The 20,313-nt window shown below is 40.6% G+C and carries 21 protein-coding genes; 8 read left to right on the forward strand and 13 right to left on the reverse strand.

The annotated features are described in order from the left end of the window. The first annotated feature begins 12 nt into the window (after nt 1-12). A complete protein-coding gene (locus tag ACWIUJ_RS06590) occupies nt 13-708 on the forward strand; it encodes a triose-phosphate isomerase (protein ID WP_454150347.1) in 696 nt (231 codons plus the stop codon). Here ACWIUJ_RS06590 and ACWIUJ_RS06595 read toward each other — a convergent pair. The 3 genes from ACWIUJ_RS06595 to ACWIUJ_RS06605 are packed head-to-tail and all read right to left on the reverse strand — an operon-like array spanning nt 703 to nt 3,333. Beyond that, the gene (locus ACWIUJ_RS06595; RefSeq protein WP_454169795.1) at nt 703-1,449 is read right to left on the reverse strand and encodes a methyltransferase domain-containing protein; all 747 of its coding nucleotides are present in this window, start codon (nt 1,447-1,449) and stop codon (nt 703-705) included. The genes ACWIUJ_RS06590 and ACWIUJ_RS06595 overlap by 6 nt on opposite strands. Next, entirely contained in the window at nt 1,427-2,110 is a 684-nt protein-coding gene (locus tag ACWIUJ_RS06600) for a pimeloyl-ACP methyl esterase BioG family protein (protein WP_454150351.1), read from the reverse strand. The genes ACWIUJ_RS06595 and ACWIUJ_RS06600 overlap by 23 nt, the downstream gene beginning before the upstream one ends. Next, nucleotides 2,107-3,333, reverse strand: a complete 1,227-nt coding sequence (locus ACWIUJ_RS06605; RefSeq protein ID WP_454169797.1) for an aminotransferase class I/II-fold pyridoxal phosphate-dependent enzyme — start codon at nt 3,331-3,333, stop codon at nt 2,107-2,109. The genes ACWIUJ_RS06600 and ACWIUJ_RS06605 overlap by 4 nt, the downstream gene beginning before the upstream one ends. 60 nt (nt 3,334-3,393) lie before the next feature. On the opposite strand from ACWIUJ_RS06605, the gene ACWIUJ_RS06610 reads away from it, so the two are divergent. The 3 genes from ACWIUJ_RS06610 to motB all read left to right on the forward strand — a co-directional run bounded on the left by ACWIUJ_RS06610 (nt 3,394) and on the right by motB (nt 5,760). Continuing rightward, on the forward strand, nt 3,394-4,080 hold the full coding sequence (locus tag ACWIUJ_RS06610) for an MBL fold metallo-hydrolase (RefSeq protein ID WP_454150354.1): 687 nt from the start codon (nt 3,394-3,396) through the stop codon (nt 4,078-4,080). 142 nt (nt 4,081-4,222) lie between these two features. Continuing rightward, nucleotides 4,223-4,993, forward strand: coding sequence for a flagellar motor stator protein MotA (gene motA / locus ACWIUJ_RS06615; protein ID WP_454169799.1), 771 nt, complete (start codon nt 4,223-4,225; stop codon nt 4,991-4,993). Between the two features lie 14 nt (nt 4,994-5,007). Beyond that, nucleotides 5,008-5,760, forward strand: a complete 753-nt coding sequence (gene motB / locus ACWIUJ_RS06620; RefSeq protein ID WP_454150358.1) for a flagellar motor protein MotB — start codon at nt 5,008-5,010, stop codon at nt 5,758-5,760. A 2-nt stretch (nt 5,761-5,762) separates the two neighbouring features. On the opposite strand, the gene ACWIUJ_RS06625 is transcribed toward motB, so the two are convergent. The 7 genes from ACWIUJ_RS06625 to aroQ all read right to left on the reverse strand — a co-directional run bounded on the left by ACWIUJ_RS06625 (nt 5,763) and on the right by aroQ (nt 13,555). Further along, complete coding sequence (locus ACWIUJ_RS06625) at nt 5,763-7,034, reverse strand: (Fe-S)-binding protein (RefSeq protein ID WP_454169801.1); 1,272 nt, start codon at nt 7,032-7,034, stop codon at nt 5,763-5,765. An 11-nt stretch (nt 7,035-7,045) separates the two neighbouring features. Next, a complete protein-coding gene (gene hemN / locus ACWIUJ_RS06630; RefSeq protein WP_454169803.1) occupies nt 7,046-8,419 on the reverse strand; it encodes an oxygen-independent coproporphyrinogen III oxidase in 1,374 nt (457 codons plus the stop codon). Nucleotides 8,420-8,447: 28 nt separating this feature from the next. Further along, nucleotides 8,448-8,936, reverse strand: coding sequence for a DUF2603 domain-containing protein (locus ACWIUJ_RS06635; RefSeq protein ID WP_454150363.1), 489 nt, complete (start codon nt 8,934-8,936; stop codon nt 8,448-8,450). Continuing rightward, on the reverse strand, nt 8,933-9,919 hold the full coding sequence (gene argF, locus ACWIUJ_RS06640) for an ornithine carbamoyltransferase (RefSeq protein WP_454150365.1): 987 nt from the start codon (nt 9,917-9,919) through the stop codon (nt 8,933-8,935). Before argF ends, ACWIUJ_RS06635 begins: the two co-directional genes overlap by 4 nt. A gap of 105 nt (nt 9,920-10,024) precedes the next feature. Then, nucleotides 10,025-11,992 (reverse strand): motility associated factor glycosyltransferase family protein, encoded by a 1,968-nt coding sequence (locus tag ACWIUJ_RS06645; RefSeq protein WP_454169805.1) that lies wholly within the window; start codon nt 11,990-11,992, stop codon nt 10,025-10,027. Nucleotides 11,993-12,005: 13 nt separating this feature from the next. After that, nucleotides 12,006-13,064 (reverse strand): M24 family metallopeptidase, encoded by a 1,059-nt coding sequence (locus ACWIUJ_RS06650; protein ID WP_454169807.1) that lies wholly within the window; start codon nt 13,062-13,064, stop codon nt 12,006-12,008. A gap of 2 nt (nt 13,065-13,066) precedes the next feature. Beyond that, nucleotides 13,067-13,555, reverse strand: coding sequence for a type II 3-dehydroquinate dehydratase (gene aroQ, locus ACWIUJ_RS06655; protein WP_454150371.1), 489 nt, complete (start codon nt 13,553-13,555; stop codon nt 13,067-13,069). A 198-nt stretch (nt 13,556-13,753) separates the two neighbouring features. Here aroQ and ACWIUJ_RS06660 point away from each other — a divergent pair, with 198 nt between their 5' ends. Together ACWIUJ_RS06660 and ACWIUJ_RS06665 are read left to right on the forward strand one after the other, a co-directional pair. Continuing rightward, entirely contained in the window at nt 13,754-14,740 is a 987-nt protein-coding gene (locus ACWIUJ_RS06660; RefSeq protein WP_454169808.1) for a CNNM domain-containing protein, read from the forward strand. Nucleotides 14,741-14,797: 57 nt separating this feature from the next. Continuing rightward, nucleotides 14,798-15,838, forward strand: a complete 1,041-nt coding sequence (locus ACWIUJ_RS06665; RefSeq protein WP_454169810.1) for a CNNM domain-containing protein — start codon at nt 14,798-14,800, stop codon at nt 15,836-15,838. Nucleotides 15,839-15,842: 4 nt separating this feature from the next. Here ACWIUJ_RS06665 and ACWIUJ_RS06670 read toward each other — a convergent pair whose 3' ends face one another. Genes ACWIUJ_RS06670 through gspM form a run of 3 tightly spaced genes read right to left on the reverse strand, consistent with a single transcriptional unit; the run spans nt 15,843 to nt 17,865 of the window. Beyond that, complete coding sequence (locus ACWIUJ_RS06670; RefSeq protein ID WP_454169811.1) at nt 15,843-16,916, reverse strand: cation diffusion facilitator family transporter; 1,074 nt, start codon at nt 16,914-16,916, stop codon at nt 15,843-15,845. Further along, a complete protein-coding gene (locus ACWIUJ_RS06675; RefSeq protein WP_454169813.1) occupies nt 16,916-17,293 on the reverse strand; it encodes a hypothetical protein in 378 nt (125 codons plus the stop codon). Before ACWIUJ_RS06675 ends, ACWIUJ_RS06670 begins: the two co-directional genes overlap by 1 nt. A gap of 8 nt (nt 17,294-17,301) precedes the next feature. Then, nucleotides 17,302-17,865 carry a type II secretion system protein GspM gene (gene gspM / locus ACWIUJ_RS06680; protein WP_454169815.1) on the reverse strand — a complete coding sequence of 188 codons (564 nt, stop codon included), beginning with the start codon at nt 17,863-17,865 and terminating at the stop codon, nt 17,302-17,304. 247 nt (nt 17,866-18,112) lie between these two features. On the opposite strand from gspM, the gene ccoN reads away from it, so the two are divergent. Both ccoN and ccoO read left to right on the forward strand, forming a co-directional pair. Further along, nucleotides 18,113-19,576 carry a cytochrome-c oxidase, cbb3-type subunit I gene (gene ccoN / locus ACWIUJ_RS06685; RefSeq protein ID WP_454150381.1) on the forward strand — a complete coding sequence of 488 codons (1,464 nt, stop codon included), beginning with the start codon at nt 18,113-18,115 and terminating at the stop codon, nt 19,574-19,576. Between the two features lie 17 nt (nt 19,577-19,593). After that, entirely contained in the window at nt 19,594-20,313 is a 720-nt protein-coding gene (gene ccoO / locus ACWIUJ_RS06690; RefSeq protein WP_454150383.1) for a cytochrome-c oxidase, cbb3-type subunit II, read from the forward strand.

Here is a 20,313-nt window from a genome sequence, read left to right on the forward strand (position 1 = left end):
TAAGGAGAGCAAGTGAAAATAATCGCAGCGAATTTTAAATGCAATCTTACAAGGAATGGTACTTTGGCATATTGCAACGAACTTCATACTTTTCTACAAAATGTGAGCGCAGATATTGAAGTTGCTCTTTTCCCCAATCAATCCTCCCTTACGCACAACACATTTGATACATTTCGCATTGGCGCACAAAACGCTCATTGTGTGCAAAATGGCGGTTTTACGGGTGAGATTGGAGTTGAGCAATTAGAGGAGTTTGGCATAGATTCTATCATTATCGGGCATAGCGAGCGTAGGAATTTGTTTAATGAAGATAGAGCCACCATAGCAAAAAAGTTCGAGTTTTTTGCGAGCAAAGATTTTAGAATCTTTTTTTGCATTGGTGAGGATTTAGCAGTGCGCAAAAATGGCAATGTTAATGAGTTTTTACGCACGCTTTGTGAGGGGATTGATTTAGGATATAAGAATCTTGTTGTCGCGTATGAGCCGATATGGGCTATTGGCACGGGTGTGAGCGCGAGCATAGAAGAAATAGAGCACACACACAAAGGGTTGCGTGAGTTTATCACCGCGCCATTGCTCTATGGAGGGAGTGTGAATGAGACAAATGCCAAAGCGATTATGCGTCTTGGCAATGTCGATGGTGTGTTGGTGGGCTCTGCAAGTCTTGATATTGCAAAGTTTAAGCACATCATCAACGCTACATTATAATTTTTGCGCGTGGATAAAGATACTATGAAAGCTAAGCACCCCGCCAAATCGCTCTTGGTAGTGCTTTAAAAGAGATTTGGTTAGGACAAAGTCTTTTGTGAGCGCATTTACACCGCTTTGTGATAAATGCCTAAAAACCTCCAAACTTTCTTTAAAGTCCAAATCGTATTGTTTTTCATAAAGGCGGACAATCTTAAAATGCGGGGATAACATCTTTTCATACAATTCTAAATCCAAATATTCTAATCCCACACCACAAATTTCTCGCACCTGCCACAAATTGTTTTTCCCAAAGCTAGAGAGCAAAATTTCTCCATTTGGGAGTAAGAAATCTTTTAAGCGCAACAGCACTTCTTGTTGATTTAGCCATTGCAAGCAAGCATTTGAAGCAATGACATCAAACAAAGAATCTAAAAACCTCTCTCCTTCATTCATATCAAAGCATTGAAATGCAAGATTCTCTACCTCTAGATTCTTAGCAAACGCTTTGGTATAAATATGCCCATAATCGTTAATATCATTGCATAGCAATGTAGAGCATTTAATTTTGGCGCGTTTAAGTGCGTGGCATAATATCGTGCTAAATTCTCCAAACGCGCTTCCAAATTCAAATATAGCAAGGTTTTTGCGCTCCCTTTTGTGCGCTACGAATATATTTGCTAATTCCTCCGCCATTGCTCGCTGAATAATGGCGTGTTTAGCATAAGTGGGTGCGCGCTTAGCAAATCGTTTGGCAAGCATCGTTATCCTTAAACACAAAGTGTGGGGCGTCAATGTGGCGTATTTCAAAGGTTTTTTGTGTCGTAAAATATGTGTCATAAGATTGCTTGTATGCACTCCAAGCGAGATTTTGCACTTCTGGTTTAAAAATGCAATCCCGCAGGCTTATAATTGCTCTATCCCACATAAGCGTGTTTTGTGTGAGATTCTCACATTGCTGTGCTTGAGAAAAGTCGTGCAAACTTTTGAGCTCTGCAATAAGCGCATTTGTATCGTTTAGTAAAGTGTGAAAATGTGGCGCATTTTGTTTATTTAGGCAGTTTTGCACGAATGCCTGCGGGGAAAAGTGCTTTATGGTGTGAGCAAAAACACTCGGGTGAATGCCTTTTGTCTTATCAATGCCAAGAATTGTGCCATTTACCGCACTTGATTGTGTTATATGCTCGCATAATGGGCTAAGAATGTGGTGTGCGACACTCACGCCCATAGAAAACGCCACAAGACAAAATTGCCTTTGCTTAAGCAGGCATAAAAGTTCTTTGGTATTATTAAAATCTCTATAATCAAATACCACCAAAGTATTTGGTTTTAAAAATTCTTTGTATGCGTCTATGTTAAACCCAAATCCAGCGAAAAACACACAACAAAGAGAATCTAAATCCCCAACGACCTCCCATTTCATATTTGTTCCCTAATGTCATCAAGAGCGTTGAGTAATGTATCTAAATGCTGCGGGGTTAATGCACTATGAAGTGAAAAGCGAATGCGTGCGCTGTGTTTTGGCACGGTTGGATAGCGAATGCAGGGCGCAAAAATACCCCTAGATTCTAAAAGTTCGCTTGCTCGCAAGGCTTTTTGATTTTCTCCTATAAGGAGTGAGATGATATGCGCTTCTCCTAATACGCGCGACTCTCCAAACATTTCACTCAAACGCGCTTTTGTTTGCTTGCTTAGGGAATCTAAACGCATTCTTTTGTCCTCAAATTCTCCAAGCAGGGAAAATATATATGCACTAAAGGCGATGTTTATTGGAGGCAGGGCGGTTGAGTAGATGAGTGAGCGAGCGAAGTTGATAAAATACGACTTCATTTCCCCCGCACATAGCACCCCCGCCCCGACACTGCCGATGCTCTTGCCAAAAGTGAGAAGTAAGAAATCCACCTCGTGGAGTTTTTCATACTTGCTTACAATGCCAAGTCCATTTATGCCAAGCGCACCTACGCTGTGTGCCTCATCGATATACAGCAAGACATTATCATAGGAGTTTTTGAGTGTAAAAATCTCTGGGTTTAAAAAATCGCCCTCCATTGAGAAAAGCCCCTCAGATACGATAATAATCACATCATAATCATTGTGGTTAATAGAAAGGAGATTTTGGAGCTCTTCCATATTATTATGCGTAAATCTCCTAAAGCGCGCACCGCAAAGTTTAATCCCATCAAAAATACTTGCGTGAGAAAATTCATCAAGCAAAAAAAGCACATTGCCAAGTTTGTTGAGGGATTCTATAAGTGATATATTCGCGCTATATCCGCTATTAAACAGCAGACATTCTTTGGGTGGTTGTGTATTTGCACTGCATTGGCTATATGCGTTTGCAATAAGAGATTCTAAATGTGAGAATATCATAAAATCTCCACTTAAAAGGCGCGATGAACTTGCACTAAAAAGCATTTTTTCATTAAGAGAATCTAAAAATGCCCTAAATCCTTCAACGCAAGGGTGCGCACCGCACTCACTAAACTCTGCGCTAAGCCCCAAGTAGTCATTGGAGGCAAAATTGATATAAGATTTGCCATCGCGTTCTATAAAAATCGCGTTGTGGTTAAATGGCTTAAGCGTGCGTAAATTACCACTTAAGAGGAGGGAATCGAGTTTTTGTTTTGCAAGATGTAAATGTTTCATTGTTGTCCTTTTAACGCGTGCATAATGCTATAATTATAACCAAAATGTGAGGAGTGAAGTTTGGAAATTATTAGCAAACCCTTTGGTGAATACCAAACAAATTGTTATGTGCTTAATGTGAGCCCGAGTGATTGTAAGCAAGATAGTGTGGTGGCTCAATATATGGCGAGCGGGAGTTTTAGCGCGCAAGATTCTAAGGATTTTCAGCTTATTATCGACCCGGGTATGCAATCAAGTCAATGGGTCGTGCAAAACTGCCCAAATCCGCTTGCTATTTTAAACACACACGGGCATTTTGACCATATTTGGGATAACGCCACACTTCAAGCGCATTTTAGTGGCATTGAGCTTATTTGTCATAGCCAAGATGCTTTTTTGCTTAGAGATGATATTTTTGCGTTGGGAATCACCCCAAGCACGCCCACAAAGCTCATTGATACGAGTAAGGATTCTCATACTTTTGATTTTAAGGGCATTGATATAACCTTTCATCATTATCCGGGGCATACGCCGGGTTGTTGTATGATAGAAATTGCTGGCGTTGTCTTTAGTGGGGATTTTATCTTTTATCGTAGCATTGGTCGCAGTGATTTTGCTTACTCAAATCCCAGCGATATGAGAGAATCGCTAATGCGATTCCAAGTAGATGCACACCTCTCGCCACTCACTCTGTATCCCGGGCACGGAGAATCGACCAGCGCAAAGAGTGAGCAAGAAAATGTGAAATTTTGGCTTCCGCGTGTGTAGGCACTGCATTATGATGACAGAGAATCTAGCGCGTTATTTCCTACATATCTCCATATAAAAGAAAAATTAGAGAACACTTTTTGCTTTTTTACTACTTAAAAATCTAACATAATGTGTGATAATTTCAATACTAAGGGAGATTATGGACTTATCGACAATCTTAGGATTAGTGTTATCTGTTACGAGTATTTCGGTTGGGGATATTTTGGAAGGTGGAAACCCACTGCATGTTATTCACTTAAGCTCGGTGCTTATCGTGATTCCTACGGCGATGGCTTCAGCGGTTACAGCCTCACACGCAAGCTATGTCAAGGGTGCGTATAAGGAGTTTAAAACCGCGTGGCTCGCTTCACCTGTAAATTATAATGAGACTATTCGCCAGCTTGTAGAGCTTGCCACTCTTGCGCGTAGAGATGGCGTGCTTTCATTAGAGGGCAAAGCCGCGCAGATTGAAGATGATTTCTTGCGCAAAGCTATTAGTATGATTGTCGATGGACGCGAAGCAGAGGCAGTGGAAGAGGATATGGAGATTCAAATTGAGGTGTTAGAAGAGTATTATCACGGCTGTTCGCACTATTGGGAGAGGACGGGTGAGAGTTGCCCTACATTTGGGCTAGTGGGCGCGGTTATGGGTCTTATGCTCGCACTTGGTCTTTTGGAAGACCCTGTGGCGATGGCGGCTGGTATTGCGGGCGCATTTACCGCGACGGTTACGGGGATTTTTGGTGCGTATGCGTTTTTTGGTCCTATTGGCGCGAAGATTATGGCAAAAGCCAAAGATGTGATTAAAGAAAAAGAGCTTATTGTCGCTGCGGTGGTGGGTATCGCCAAGGGGGATAACCCAAGAAACTTAGAAGAAAAACTGCTTGGATACATTAAGCCCGGTGAGCCTAAAATATCACAATTTGAGTAATGCAAGGATTATAAATGGCAAAGAAACATAAATGTCCAGAATGTCCAGCAGGGGAAAAATGGGCTGTGCCTTATGCGGACTTTTTGTCTTTGCTTTTGGCACTTTTTATTGCGTTATGGGCGATTTCTAACACCGAAGAAAACAAAATTAAAGCATTTAAAGAATCTTTTATCGAAATTTTTGATTATCCCATTACCACGCCCATAGAAGACCCTCGAGAATCTGGACAAGGAGATGAAGAGGGCGCATCACAAACAGAATCAGCCGAAGCACTTCAAAGCGATGCTAACAATGTGATTCCCTCTGATGTCGATGATATAGGCGGTGTGCTAGAGCAGATGGATTCTGGCACTTATTTGCGCTTACCCGCGAGAATCTTATTTGAGCGAGGGCAGGCTGGCATCACCAATAGCGATAATTTCACCTACCTTGATAGGCTAGCGAGTGTTATTAAAAAATATCCAAATCACGTCCAAATCGATGTGCGTGGCTATACGGATAATTCCACACCACCCATAGGCTCTGGGTTTAAAGATAACTTTGAGCTCTCTAGTGCGCGTGCGCTTAATGTGCGCAGGGAACTTATCCAAAAAGGCATTGAAGCAGATAGAATCTTTATCTCTGCGTTTGGACAAAATGAAAATGCGTTTCCCAACGATACACCAGAGAACAGGGCTCAAAATAATCGCGTGGAGATTCTCTTTTTTATCAATAAAGCAAATGTCCCAGAAGTCAAAAGTCTGCTAGAAAAGGAAACAGGACTATAAATTTAATCTCTCAACTGCTCTGCTACGAGCTCTAATGGGTGTATAAAGCGCGTTTGTGCTCCTATGTAATCAAGGCTATTTGTGATTTGCATTCGGCACGCTCCGCATTCCGCGCTTACGATGTGTGCATTGCTTGATTGTATGTCCTTTGCCTTTGGGATTCCAGCTTTAAGCGCAAGAGGGTAATTTGAGCTCTGCATACTAATGCCACCAAACCCACAACACCGCGAACAATCACTCATTTCCACAATATCAAAATTTTTGGCAAGCAAATTTCGAGGTTCTTTATGCACGCCGAGCACCTTTTTAGCGTGGCAGGGGTCGTGGTAAGTGAGAGTGTAATTTGACTTGGTGTTTGTGAGCTGTTCTTTTATGGAAGTTTTAGAATCTAACCACTCGCTCGCCATAAAAATCTTTGGCAAAAGTTTATCTAGTCGCGCTATCCATTCTTCATTCCCCCCGCTAAGCTCTAATGCGTGCTTCCAATCAACCTTAATCATCGCCGCACAAGTCGCTTCAGGGATTATCATCGCTTCAATGTCCCCCCAAAAGCTCTCAAAATACACAATATTTTTTTTGATTAAAAATAGCACGGTATCTATATCGCCCGTGAAAAACGCTGGCGCACCGCAACATTGCTGGTATGCTGGCACAAAGGCTTTAATATGTAATTTGTGGAGAATCTTTAGCAAACTCTCTCCAACATTTGTGTAATTATAATTGCTAATACAACCGATAAAAATCGCCACTGCTCGCTTATCGTGCTTTGGTTCAAAGCGCGTTTGTCCGTGCTTTTGGAGGAATGATTTTGTAGCAAATGGAAAAATACTGCGTTTTGGGAATCCAAGCAAAAACCCTCTTGCACGCATTTTGTCCTCTTGCACCTTAAAAAAGCACGGCGCAATAAAGCCAAGCAAACAAAATACAAAATCCGCGATACTCCTGTGTCGCAACAAGAAAAAATACGCCCGCTTATACCAGCTAATGCCAAATTTTTTCGCTATATCCACGCGCACAGATTCTATCGCTAAATCTGTGGGTAGGCTTGATGGACACAAACTTACACAAGTGGTGCAAAGGAAGCACGATTCAAAAATTTTTCTCGTTGTGTTATTAAGGGGCAAATGTTTGTTTTTATACGCTCCGAGCAAATCTAAAAATCCGCGAGGCGAGGTGGTCTCATCACGATGGACTTGATAAATGGTGCAACTAGGGATACATTTGCCACATTTTACGCACGACTTTGCTAAGTTGTCTAAGTCAAGCAAATGCAATGTTGGTTTCCTTAAATGGTTTTGCTAAATCGTTTTTGGTTGAGGTTTTTTGCCAAATACGCATCAAAGGGCATAGCGATGTTGCGGATAAGGAGTGCGCCTGTATTGGTGGCTTTGATATAATCTTTTCCCATTTCGAGTAATCCAGCAACTTCATAATGCTTAAGGTTTTCTAATTCGTCCGCGAAATGCGCCACAAAATCAATATTAAACACAGATTCTATCTTTTCAAAACGAAGTTCTAAATTATTCATAAGCTCCATTATTACCGCCTTACGCAACCTATCCTCATCATTTAGCACGATTCCTCTCTCTGTGGGTAACTTCCCAGAATCAAGCGCGTTTTCATATTGTGCCATATCTTTGGTGTTTTGGGCGTAATATTCCACACCCTCGCTAATGCTTGTAAGCCCGATACCAAGCGTTTGAGAAAATCCCTTAGTAGTGTAACCCTGAAAGTTTCTTCTAAGGATTTTATCCTCTTTGGCGCGATAGAGTTCATCGCTCTTTTTGGCAAAGTGGTCCATTCCAATCATTTCATACCCACTCGCAAGGAGCTTTTGTATGCACTCTTGGAGTATTTGGAGCTTCTCAGTTGGCTGTGGGAGCGTGCTTTCATCAATTTTACGCATTGTTTTTTTCATCCACGGCACATGAGCGTAATTAAAAATTGCCAGCCTATCGGGGTTGAGTGTTAAAACTAAATCTAGCGTGCGCGTAAAGCTTTCTTTGCTTTGAAATGGCAAGCCATAGATTAAGTCAAAATTTATAGAATCAATCCCAAAACTTCGCGCTAAATCTATTGCATTTTTTACCACTTCTATGCTTTGATTGCGATGAATGGCTTGCTGAACGGCACTATCAAAGTCTTGCACGCCAAAACTTAGGCGGTTAAATCCCCCATCTTTTAGCACCCGCATTTGTTCTAAATTAAAGAATCTAGGGTCAATTTCACAACTTATCTCACAATTAGGCGAGAAATTTGGGAATGTAACACGCAGTGCTTTTATGACCTCATCAAGTTCTTTTGCGTTAAAAAATGTCGGTGTCCCTCCACCAAAGTGAAATTGCACGACTTCGCGCTTGGTGTTGCACTTTTGAGAGAGGAGGGCAAGCTCTTTTTTGAGATATTGGATATATCGCGTCTTTTTTTCTTCTTTGCTTGTGTAGATGACATTGCACCCACAAAAGTAACACGCCGAGCGACAAAATGGCAAATGTGTATAAAGAGAAAGAGGGATATGGGCGTATTGTGTATCGCTTTTGAGCAGTTGTGATTCATACACACTGCAATCAAATTCACTATGAAATTCCACAGCAGTAGGATAGCTTGTATATCTTGGACCGGGTGTGGAATATTTGGCAAACTTTGCAAAATCAATCATTGCTTTTCCTTACAACACATTAAGGGGGTTATTTTTTCTGCCTTAATTTAGTGATTTCAGCTTGGAGCTTACTTCCATCAAAAATACTTTGTGGGACAAATAAATTTGGGTGTCGATTTTTGACATCTTGGACAATCTTTGCGACATTAAGCAAGGGAAGTGTGCCATCTTTTTGGCGATATGATTCTACAATCATTTTTGCTACACTCATTACATCTTCAAAGTCAATAGGCAAGGCAAATGCTACTTCGCGCTCTAATGCCATAAATACAAGTTCTTCTTGGGTGTTTTTTAGTCGTTCTAAAAGTTTGCTTAGCACTTGTTGGGGAATCATCGCAATTTCTTTGCCCTCAGCATTTTGCAAAAACCAAATATTGCTATCTTCCACTACGCTCCCGTCTTGTAGGGTTATAAGTGCGTTTTTTTCATCAATGTTACTTATTTGCCCAACATTATAATGTTGGTGTTGCAAAATGTTTTCGCCCAAGAGTCCCGCTGTCTTTTTTGTTATTTTCATCGTTTTCCTTTGTTTTTCTCGCTTAACCAAACCATTAGCCCTTTTTGTGCGTGTAGGCGGTTTTGTGCTTCTTCAAAAACTCTGCTTTGCGCTCCTTCTAGCACCTCTTCGCTTACCTCTTGTCCCCGATACGCTGGCAGGCAATGTAAGAAAATCGCCTTTTTTTGTGCAAGAGACATTTTAGCATTATCTATACAATAATGTTTAAACGCTTCTGTGCGTTTTTGTTTTTGCTCCTCTTGTCCCATTGATGTCCAAGTGTCTGTCGTTACCACATTAGCCCCTTTGAGTGCGGATTGCACATCTTGTGAGAGCGAGATTTTCGCGCCATTCTCTCTTGCTTTTTTGAGAATCTGCGCCTTTGGCTCATATCCCTTTGGTGAAGCGATTCTTAGCTCAAAGCCAAGAGAGTGGGCGAGATTTATCCAGCTATGCGCTATGTTGTTCCCATCACCAATGTAGGCTACAATGGGATTAGCCCTGTGTTTAGGATACAACCTCGTAAGACTTTTTTTACTCGGCACAAAGATACCGCATTCAACCATTGTCATATAATCGGCTAAAAGTTGCACAGGATGGAAATCATCACTTAATCCATTTATTACAGGCACACGCGAGTAAGTCGCAAACTCTTCAATCCTGCTATGCGCATCAGTGCGTATCATTGCCATATCAACCATTGAGCTAATCACGCGCGCAGTGTCTTTGATAGGCTCTCCTCGCCCAAGCTGAATGTCCTTGCTAGAGAGAAAAATTCCAATCCCGCCAAGTTGATAGATTCCAGCTTCAAAGCTTACACGCGTGCGCGTAGAGGACTTTTCAAACACCATAGCGAGAATCTTTTTTTCTAAATATGGCTTTTGTTTGCCATTTAAAAATTCTTTTTTAATGCGCAATCCCACATCAATGATTTGCAAAATTTCCTCTTTCGTGCAATCACTAATGCGCAAAAAATGTCGTAACTGCTTGTTTTGAGCTTTCATTGCGACCTCCAAACACTATCCAAAAGTATAAAATAAAGGCAAGATTGTATCTAAATTTGCGCTTTTTGCATAGATTCTCTATCGCGCTTGTATTATTTTGGTTGGTTAAGTAATATTTTTAGGGGCATTTTGACAAAACACCTCATATTCCTCCACCATAGAATCTAGCCCACGCCTAACAAGTTTTATTGCATTGTTATAAAAGCCACTTACATCGCTATCTTGTAAGGTAAGCGCGCTTGCTAAAAGTGTTTGGAGGATATGCCCTATGCTCCCCTCAAAGAGCAACCCTACAAAACTATCTTGTTTGCTTTTTGCTAAAACACGCATATTTATAGAATCCACAAGTTCAAATAATTCTTTTTTGTCTTTAATTTGGGTGTTAAATGCGTTTTTTGTCTCTTCGATAAAGTCTCGCACAGCCTGTGCGCAAAAATCTCTTTGTGTAAAAACTTTGTCATAATCTGCACAAAAAAAGCCCCTTAATTCGCCAAGAGCTTTATTTTTATCAATTTCTTTTAACTCAAACTCATTTGGTTTGCAGGGTTTTGCGCCATTGATATACGCACCATCGCCTAAGTTTAGCACCAATCGTGGCGCAAATACACTAATGGCGCGTTCTATACTCTGCGCACTTAAGGAAAAAAGCGCATCGCTAAACACCTTGATATTTCCATTTCCCCTCACTTCAAAGGCACTATTTGGAATCTTTGCGCTTTCTTTGCCATACATCGAGCCTTTGGCGTGCTTTGTCTTGCCCTGTATGTAGCCACAATCTAATCCACAAATAAGCACCTCTTCACTCATTAAAGCCCCGAGCGCAAAGCCAGCGTTTCCTACAAATGGTGCGCTAAATTCAACAACGCTTTGTGATTTGCACATATATGCTCCTGCACCGCCACCACGCATAAATATATAGGATTCTTTGGCAAGCTCTAGTGCGCTTGGATTGACAATGCTTCCACATAAAAGCGGAGTATCGCCTAAGGGGGCAGATTGCAAAACACCCTTTAAATATTCAATGCGTTCAATTTCGATTTGAAAATCTGGGGCAATCCCATAATCTTTAAGTGGTTTTAAAGCCGTCCCACACGAAAAAATTATCATTTTATCAGCATTGGCTTGAATAAAAGGTAAAAGAGATTCTAAGCTTGCTCCATTTCCCACCACACAAATTGGCACATTAAGTCGCTTTGGCAAATGCAATACACGATAGTGTTTGCTAAGGTTGTGCGCGGTGTTACGCACGCCTATCATTTCATCATCAAAACTCCCCCAGCCTCTAGCATTTACTTTGTGAGATTCTTCGACCAACGCTCTAGCAAGGTTAATTTTTGGACTTTCATAAAGATTAAGCTCAAGTCGCAAAAGATTGTTGCTTATTTTGTGCGAAGCAAAGAAAGAAAAAAGCAATTCTTTATGTATCAAATCTTTGATAAAAATATAGCACGCCCGCTCAGTTACTCGAGAAAAGAGTAATCTAAAATCCACAAAATACAACATAATGCCAAACATATCCACAAATTCTTCAAACAACAAAAGCGAGTGAAACCACACACCTCTTTCTAGCAAGATTTGCAAAAAGATTCCACCAAGCGCGCCAAAAATAGTCGTGCAAGGCAGAAGATTCTCAGGCAAGCAGTAATCCCCTCCGCGATATGTGTGTGCTAAATCAATAATGGCATTACACACTTGCGCATTTAATGGAATCTTGGCTGTATCAAGTTTGTGGAGCGTGAAATTTTTATAGCAGGCAAATTTGGGATTTTTGAGCGGATTTATCCCAAGCTCTAATTGTGTGCTAATCATCGTGTGTTTGTTGGATTCTATGGGATATACAAAGTTATCGCCCCGTGCATTAGGCTCTAAGTTTATAATGTTTAAATTCTCACCATCAAAGTAAAGGTTGTGCGTGGTTGGAGGTTTTGAGAGTTTGGTAAATATCGCGGGATTGTAATGCTTAAAAAATTCCATATTATTTGTTTTATTTGCGCTCATAAATGTGCTAAGTGCCTCATAATCGTTGTGCGTCAAAATATGGGTGAGAGTTTTTTGAGTGGGTGTGTTTGGCATTTTGTGTCTTGGCTTATAAAACTTGTGCCCTATTATTTTCTATCACGACCAAATCCTCAATCCTTACGCCAAATTCCCCAGCTAAGTAGATTCCCGGCTCGACAGAAAAAACCATTCCATTTTCAATAATATCATTTGAACGCGATGAAATAATGGGAAGCTCGTGAATATCAAGCCCTATGCCGTGCCCTGTGCTATGGAGGAAGTATTTTCCATAGCCCGCATTTTCTATCACATCTCTAGCGAGCCTATCGACCTCGCTTGCTTTCATTCCAGCGCGAATCTTGCTAATGCAAGTCTCTTGAGCCTTTCTTACAATGTCATAGATTTTTTGGTGTTTGGATTTATTGAATTTTTGCTCCTTCCCAAAGCGTATTGCTTCACCGATTTTAATCGTGCGTGTGCGGTCTGAGCAGTAGCGTTTGTATTTGATTCCAGCATCAAAGAGCAATGAATCGCCAGATTCGCAATATGCTTTTTTGCTGGGGAGCGCGTGTGGTTTTGCACCATTGGCATTGAGCGCGACAATGGGATTAAATGAGAGCTCATATTTTCCCTTATGGCTTAGGAACATTGAGGCAAAAAAGTGCATTTCGCGTTCGCTTAAATGGCGTTTTTTATCAAGCGATTTGGCGATAAACTCAAAAAACGCCCTAAAGGCGTGGCGGTTTAATTTTTGGGATTTAGCGATAAGAGCGATTTGCTCTTTATCTTTAATGATTCGGAGTTTTTGGTGGAAGTTTGGCGCGGGTTTTAGCTCACATTCGCTTGCACAAACCCCCGTATAAAGAAGCTTTGCAATGTAATTATAGAAGCTCAAACTCACCTCATTGGGGTTAAAATACAATTCCTTTATCCCCAATTTTTTTACCATATTGACAAAATCTGCACCCAATTCTTTGGATTCTACAACCTCTACACCTTTTTTTACACATTCCTTTGCTTCTGTGGCATAACGAGAATCTGTAATAAAAATCCGTATATCTCCCGCACGCAAGATAATGGCGTTATCACAACTAAAATTTGTTTCAAAATATTGAGCGTTTTCATCTTGGGTAAAGTAGTTTTGCACACTTATCCTTGATTGGTTTTGCTTTGTTGTTCTTGTTGGGCTTTTATCATAGCGATTTCGCTAAGGATTTGAAAAAGCGCGATAAGTCCTAAATGATACCCAAATGCACCAAATCCTGTAATCACACCCGCGCACACCCGCGCAGTAACACTTTTAGTGCGAAAATCCTCCCTAGCGTGAATGTTGCTGATATGCACCTCCACCACAGGCACACCACAAGATGCGATAGCATCAGCGATGGCGATAGAAGTGTGAGAGTAGCCAGCTGGATTGATAATCACACCCGAATATTCTCCGCCTATGCACTCTTGGAGTTTATCAATAATTTCTCCTTCAAAGTTGCTTTGGAAAAATTCTATTTGCGCATTATTTTGTTGTGCTTGATTTTTTAGATTCTCGTGGATTTGTTCTAAAGTTACATTTCCATAAATGTGGGGTTCTCTATGTCCTAAAACATTGAGATTTGGACCTTGTAAAACTAAAATTTTCATTTTGTATTCTCCTAAAGGTGGCTTACAAACTCCCGCGCATTATAGCGTATTTTGCAAGCATTTGTGTATTTTTACACAAAAGGTATTTGTTGGAAAGAAAATTTTACGAAACAACAAAAATATTTTACAAATATAAGAGACTTTTAATTACAAATACTTTACAATAATTACAAATACTTTGGGATATTTGGAATCTAAATGGGCTTGCTAATTTTTTATTTTATACTCACGGTGTTTGTTTCTGCGACTTGTTCCGTGTTTGAGGCAGTGTTGTTTTCAGCTACTCCCTCATTTGTGGAATCTGCAGCCAAAAGGGGCAGAAGTGGCAAAATCCTACAACATTTAAAAGCAAATATTGATAATTCTGTGGGCGCAGTGCTTGTTATCAATATGTTTGCCAACACTATCGGGGCGGCAGCGGTGGGAGCGCAGTCTATGGAAGTGTTTGATGAGGAGTGGGCTGGGGTTGTGGCGATTATTATGACGCTTAGTATTTTGTATGTCGCAGAGATTATCCCCAAAACCTTATCCGCGTTGTATTGGAAAAAGCTCATTTTGCCTTGTTGTTACCCCTTAATAGTAATGTATTATATCGCTTTCCCATTTGTGTATATTTCGCGTGGGATTACATTTTTGTTTCGCAAGGATAATGTAACAAAAATGAGTCGCGATGAAATCCTCGCTCTAATGGAAATGGGGGAGAAAAGTGGCTCTCTTAGCGCACTTGAAATGGATGTGTTAGAGCATTTAATCTTGCAAAAAAATCTTTACACAAAAGATATAATGACTGATAAAAGCCTTGTTTTTAGTTTAGGTTCTGATACGAGCCTAAAACAAGCCCTTGTAGAATCTAATAAGCGGACTTTTTCGCGTATCCCTCTTGTCTCTTATGATGAGCACGGCGCACAGAGCGTTTCTACACTTGCTCATCGCAAGCGCATTTTACACGCTAATCTTAATGGCGATGGTGAGCAACGATTGGATTGCATCGCCAAACCAATGCGCAAAGTTAAGGCAGATATGCCTGTGTTAGCTTTGCTTAGACTTTTTGTGATGAAGCGAGAGCATTTGTTTGGCGTGGTGGAATCGAGCGCGACAGATTCTAATGGTGCGTTTGTGGGCGTGGTAAGTTTAGAAGATGCGATAAATGCCGTGCTTGGTGTGGGCGACTTGCAAAAGCATTAAGGAGATTGGCGTGAGAGTTTATAATGATAATTTTAGACGACAAGTGAGGTGCAAGCGATGACTTTGTTAATCATATATTGCTCTGTGGCAATCGTTTTTAGCTTCATTTGCTCTATTTTTGAATCAGTGTTTTTAACTACCACACAATCATTTGTAGAGAGTTATGCCAAAAAAAGTCCCAAAATTGGCGGATATTTAAAATACCAAAAGGCAAATATTGATGAGACAGAGGGTGCGATTTTGGTGCTTAATACCTTTGCGGTAACGGCGACAAGCACAGGCATAGGAATCGAGCTTGCCGAGCTTTATGGTGAGGAGTGGCAATTTATCGGGTCGAGCATTTTCGCGGTAGTAATGATTTATGTAACGGAGATTTTCCCAAAAACACTTGGGGCGATTTACTGGAAAAGGCTTGTGCCTATTGTGTCGGTGTGCATTTATTATTTAAGCAAGGTAACCTTTCCATTTGTATATATAGCGAAGTTTCTTATGCGCGTGTTTTCGTTTGGGGCAAAAGATGGCACAAGCCGTGATGAAATCCTCGCGGCGAGTGAAATTGGCAATAAGGGCGGTGCGCTTGGCAAGGTAGAGAGCGATATGGTGGGGAATCTGCTAGCGTTGCAAAATATGCAAGTGGCGGATATTTTAACGCCGCGCAAAGTCGTCTTTGCTCTGCGTTCTAATGACACCTTGCAAAAAGTTATCAATGAAAAGTATATCACGCCATATTCTTATATCCCTGTATTTGAGGAAGATAGCGAGTTTATTGTAGGCATTGTCTCGACACAAAAGATTCTCACTATCGCATTGGAAGGCGGGCAAAAAAGACTTGTATCAGAGTTTATGGAATCTGTGGATATTGTGCCTGATGATTTAAGCGTAACAAAATTGCTTAATTTGTTTATGGTGAAGCGCGGGCGAATGTTTGTCGTGCAAGATAGATATGAGCAGTTTTTTGGAATCGTAACTTTTGAAGATGTGATTGAGGCGTTGCTTGGTGAAGAGATTGTCGATGAGTTCGATGTGGCTAAAGATATGCAGGAGCTGGCAAAAGAGCGTCAAATCCGCAAAAAACATCAAACGCAAAAAAAATCATAGCAATCTACAACCATTTGGGGTTGGTGGTAAGGCTTACAGAGAGCCAGATTCTATAACTTGGAATCGCAAGGGCTGCCTCTATTTCCTCGCGAATGGCATCTAGGTGCGCCACAGGGACATTAAAGTCTTTGCCCACCAAAATATTTATCTCTATCATAAAGAATCTGCCTGATTTTGCCGTGTGTGTGTCATAATCACTAAAGCCATATTTTGCGCTCAAATGCTCCATAACCGCACTCACTTTTTCATCAAGCTCTTTTGGCGCGACCATTATTAGGTCTTTAAAGTTTGCGATGGCAATTTTAGTGGGGCTCACGCAAAGCAATACTGAAAGCACGCAAAGCAATGCGGGGTCAATGTATTTTGCGAGCGAGCGAGATTCTTTGAGGTTTGTTGTGTGTAGAATCTCAAGCGGACTAAAAAATACCCAAACCATACCAAAGGCGACAATCGCGCCGAGATAAAGCACACAATCAATTTGCCACTCAATATTATCCACCTTAATTAAATCAGATTCTAAGTGTTTGTATGCAATGTGTGTATAAATAAATAACGCCAAGCAAAAAACAAACGCACACACTCCATATATCGCCGCTCCGCCTACATCGACTTCATATCCACCACCAAATATGCTAGAAAGCGAGCTTATAAAAGCAAACACGCACACAAAAATAAGCACCAATGATTTAAAAAGATTTACCATTGGCTCAAAGCGCACATAGCCGTATTGAAATATATCATCATCTTCTTTATAAATGTAGCGAGAGGTAATCACACTTAGCGCACCAAGCCCCACGCTTATAAGTGCGACAAATCCATCAAAGATTATGGAGAGTGAGCTTATGACTATGCCAAAACCAATGCCAAAGATTGCCAGCACCAATGCGCTAAACATCGAAACTTTAAGCACTTTTTGTTCTTTTGTATTTTGCACTTTTGGACTGCTTGTCGCTTGCAAATGAGAATCTAAAGGGGTAAAATCCTTTTTTAGACGAATGGATTTGCCATAGTTTTTTACTCTGGCGAGTGTTTGGCTAAATGGTGTGCTGTGGGTTGATTGGGTGGAATCTTTAGCCATTACAGCCCGATTTGTTCTGAAATTTTGATACGCGCATTGTGCCCGTTTTTGTTAATAGTGATAGAATCTTGCGCAATATGCAAGATGACAAAATGTGGAGTTTGCCCGACAGGATACCAAGAGCCACTAATAAGAGCCCTTTTATTCATAATTGCCTCTAAAACCAACACGCTTGCTTTTTCTTGCTCATCATCATTATCCGCTATTGTTATTTCTTGCTTTGTAAAAGGATTGTGTGAGATAGTTTTTGGATTTTTGGTGTTTTGAAGTTTTTTACCCAAATCTTGCGCACACGCCTTATCGCAAGCGATTTGCAAGTCTTCACAAAAACTCATACTAACGCACATCGCACTTGCTAGAAAAATTTTATACCACATTGTATTTCCTATATTCTCATATCTTGGATAAGCATTTCAAATACTAAAGAATCTTGCGCGCCAATCTCGATAAAATCAAGGCTCATATATTGTTTGCTTAGATTCTCAAGCGCAATAATAAACTTTGCCATATCGCCAAATTCGCCACTTCCTTTTAACACTATAATGCCAAGTGCTTCATTTTCAATTTGCACGGAGTGAATGCTAAGTGCGCTATTTTGGGCGAGCGTGATGATAGTCTCAAGATTCTCAAAAATGGTGTTGTTTGGTGTGTAGATGTTTTGTGCTAAGGATTGCAAGATTGCGTTAGATTCATTAAGTTTATCTATCATTAGAGTTTTGCTAGATTGGATAGAGCTTTGTGAGTGCAGAGCTTCGTTGTAGATATTTTGCAGAGCTTGGGTGTCCTCATTTGCTTGTGTTATAAGAATCTTGGTGTGCGTATTTTGCTCTCGTAGCGGGGTTATAAGATAAGCTAAACAAATACTAAAACACACCAAAAGCACGCAAATAAAAGCTAAGTGTTGTTCTCTTGGGCTTAAGAGTTGCCACTTGGTGTTAAAAAATTGCATTTTTACCCTTATGATAATTATAGAGTTTTGAGAATCCAGAGAGATTCTTTAATGGTTTTATTCCATAATTTTTACTATATTTTGATTTATGCAACAAAAAACATTCCATATTTTCATAATGTGTAGAGAAATTTTTACGCGTAGGACGAGGTTTTGTCTAATATTTTTGATATTTTTGATATTTTTCTATTTTACTTTTATAGAAAAAGTGTTACAATACAAGGTTATCACAAATTAAGGAGTGGATATGCAGGAAAATGCTTTAGAATATGATTATTCCATAGCAAAGTTGTTTGTATTCTCTGTGCTTATTTTTGGGTTTGTGGGCTTGCTGATTGGTGTGATTATCGCCTTTCAACTTGCTATCCCTGAGCTCAATCACTTGGCTTCAGAGTATGGAATCTTTGGGCGGTTAAGACCATTACACACAAATGGGATTATTTATGGATTCACGCTTAGCGGTATCTGGGCGGCGTGGTATTATTTAGGGCAAAGAACACTTAAAATCAGCTACCTTGAGCACCCATTCTTGCGTGCTGTTGGACTTTTGCACTTTTGGGTGTATATCGTGCTAATGGCTTTAGCAGTGGTTTCGTTATTCGCAGGATTGACACAATCTAAAGAATACTCAGAGCTTGTATGGCAACTTGATATTATGGTGGTTGTCGTATGGGTGCTATGGGGCATTAGCCTTTTTGGTAGTATGGGAGTAAGACGCGAAAAGGTTATCTACATTTCGTTGTGGTATTTTATCGCTACATTTGTGGGAATCGCTACGCTCTACATATTTAATAACCTCGCTGTCCCAACAGCTCTTGTCGCTGGGGTTGGAAGTATTTTCCATTCTATCTCATTTTATGGTGGGACAAATGATGCGATGGTGCAATGGTGGTGGGGACACAATGCGGTGGCATTCGTCTTTACTTCGGGGATAATCGGGATTATTTATTACTTCCTTCCTAAAGAATCTGGACAAAGAGTATTCTCTTATAAACTTACGCTATTCTCATTTTGGGGACTTATGTTTATTTACATTTGGGCTGGCGGACACCATTTGATTTATTCTACTACGCCTGATTGGATTCAGACTTTGGGTTCGGTGTTTTCTGTGGTGCTTATTTTGCCTTCTTGGGGGACGGCAATCAATATGCTTCTAACAATGCGCGGGCAATGGCATCAAATTAAAGAATCTCCAATTATTAAATTACTCATTTTGGCTTCTACATTTTATATGCTTACCACGCTAGAGGGACCGATTCAATCTATCAAGTCTGTGAATGCGCTCGCGCACTTTACAGATTGGATTATCGGGCATGTGCACGATGCGGCACTTGGCTGGGTTGGATTCACTATCATTGTGGCGGTGTATCATATGGTGCCAAGAATCTGCAAGCGAGAGATTTACTCAAAAGGTCTTGTTGATTTCCAATTTTGGATAATGACCATAGGCATTATATTCTACTTCTCAAGTATGTGGATTGCAGGTATCACACAAGGTATGATGTGGAGAGCTTCAAATGAATATGGAAGCTTGATTTATAGCTTTATTGATACAGTGCGTGATATTGTGCCATATTTCTATATTCGCGCTATTGGCGGGACTTTATACTTGATTGGCTTTATTGTGTTTATCTATAATATTTTGATGACAATGACTTCAGGTAGAATCCTAGATAAAGAGCCGGCGAATGCTACGCCTATGGCAGCTTAAAATGAGGGAGGTTGAAGATGTTTAGTTTTTTAGAAAGAAATCCATTCTTTTTTACGCTTGCTTTTTTGGCGGTATTTGCTATCGCTGGGTTGGTGGAGATTCTTCCCGGTTTTGCTAAGACAGCGCGACCTATTGAGGGATTAAAGCCTTATAGTTTGCTTGAGACTGCTGGCAGACAAGTGTATATCAAGGAGGGTTGCTATAACTGCCACTCTCAGCTTGTGCGTCCATTTAGAGCAGAGACTGAACGATATGGAGCGATGAGTTTTAGCGGAGAATATGCGTATGATAGACCATTTCTTTGGGGTTCAAAGCGCACAGGTCCAGATTTACATAGAATCGGCGATAGAAAGTCAAGCGATTGGCACGATGGACACATGTGGGAGCCTACTTCTCGTGTAGCTGGCTCGATAATGCCTTCATATAAGCATTTGTATAGCAAAAATGTTGATTTTGAGACAGCTTTTGCTGAGGCTTATACACAAAAAGTTGTTTTCAAAGTGCCTTATGACATTGAAGGTGGAGTGCAAATTGGCGCAGATGAGTATATCAAAGGACAGAGAGATACACTTGGCAAGGCGCAATCAATCTTTATGCAAGAGGCAGGAGTGGTTGTCGATGAAATGGTAAGTTCTGAGGTTAAGGAAGCATATAAAAATGGCGAGGTAAGAGAGATTGTCGCGTTGATTGCTTATATGAATAGTCTTAGCCAAAAACGCAGAACACCAAGCAAATAG

Source organism: Helicobacter sp. 23-1046, assembly GCF_053654635.1.

Excerpts from the sequence above, each read along its gene's own strand:
- ACWIUJ_RS06595 (WP_454169795.1), bottom strand. The coding sequence starts at position 1,449 with ATGCTTGCCAAACGATTTGCTAAGCGCGCACCCACTTATGCTAAACAC.
- ACWIUJ_RS06600 (WP_454150351.1), bottom strand. The coding sequence starts at position 2,110 with ATGAAATGGGAGGTCGTTGGGGATTTAGATTCTCTTTGTTGTGTGTTT.
- ACWIUJ_RS06605 (WP_454169797.1), bottom strand. The coding sequence starts at position 3,333 with ATGAAACATTTACATCTTGCAAAACAAAAACTCGATTCCCTCCTCTTA.
- motA (WP_454169799.1), top strand. The coding sequence starts at position 4,223 with ATGGACTTATCGACAATCTTAGGATTAGTGTTATCTGTTACGAGTATT.
- motB (WP_454150358.1), top strand. The coding sequence starts at position 5,008 with ATGGCAAAGAAACATAAATGTCCAGAATGTCCAGCAGGGGAAAAATGG.
- hemN (WP_454169803.1), bottom strand. The coding sequence starts at position 8,419 with ATGATTGATTTTGCAAAGTTTGCCAAATATTCCACACCCGGTCCAAGA.
- ACWIUJ_RS06635 (WP_454150363.1), bottom strand. The coding sequence starts at position 8,936 with ATGAAAATAACAAAAAAGACAGCGGGACTCTTGGGCGAAAACATTTTG.
- argF (WP_454150365.1), bottom strand. The coding sequence starts at position 9,919 with ATGAAAGCTCAAAACAAGCAGTTACGACATTTTTTGCGCATTAGTGAT.
- ACWIUJ_RS06645 (WP_454169805.1), bottom strand. The coding sequence starts at position 11,992 with ATGCCAAACACACCCACTCAAAAAACTCTCACCCATATTTTGACGCAC.
- aroQ (WP_454150371.1), bottom strand. The coding sequence starts at position 13,555 with ATGAAAATTTTAGTTTTACAAGGTCCAAATCTCAATGTTTTAGGACAT.
- ACWIUJ_RS06660 (WP_454169808.1), top strand. The coding sequence starts at position 13,754 with ATGGGCTTGCTAATTTTTTATTTTATACTCACGGTGTTTGTTTCTGCG.
- ACWIUJ_RS06665 (WP_454169810.1), top strand. The coding sequence starts at position 14,798 with ATGACTTTGTTAATCATATATTGCTCTGTGGCAATCGTTTTTAGCTTC.
- ACWIUJ_RS06670 (WP_454169811.1), bottom strand. The coding sequence starts at position 16,916 with ATGGCTAAAGATTCCACCCAATCAACCCACAGCACACCATTTAGCCAA.
- ACWIUJ_RS06675 (WP_454169813.1), bottom strand. The coding sequence starts at position 17,293 with ATGTGGTATAAAATTTTTCTAGCAAGTGCGATGTGCGTTAGTATGAGT.
- gspM (WP_454169815.1), bottom strand. The coding sequence starts at position 17,865 with ATGCAATTTTTTAACACCAAGTGGCAACTCTTAAGCCCAAGAGAACAA.
- ccoN (WP_454150381.1), top strand. The coding sequence starts at position 18,113 with ATGCAGGAAAATGCTTTAGAATATGATTATTCCATAGCAAAGTTGTTT.
- ccoO (WP_454150383.1), top strand. The coding sequence starts at position 19,594 with ATGTTTAGTTTTTTAGAAAGAAATCCATTCTTTTTTACGCTTGCTTTT.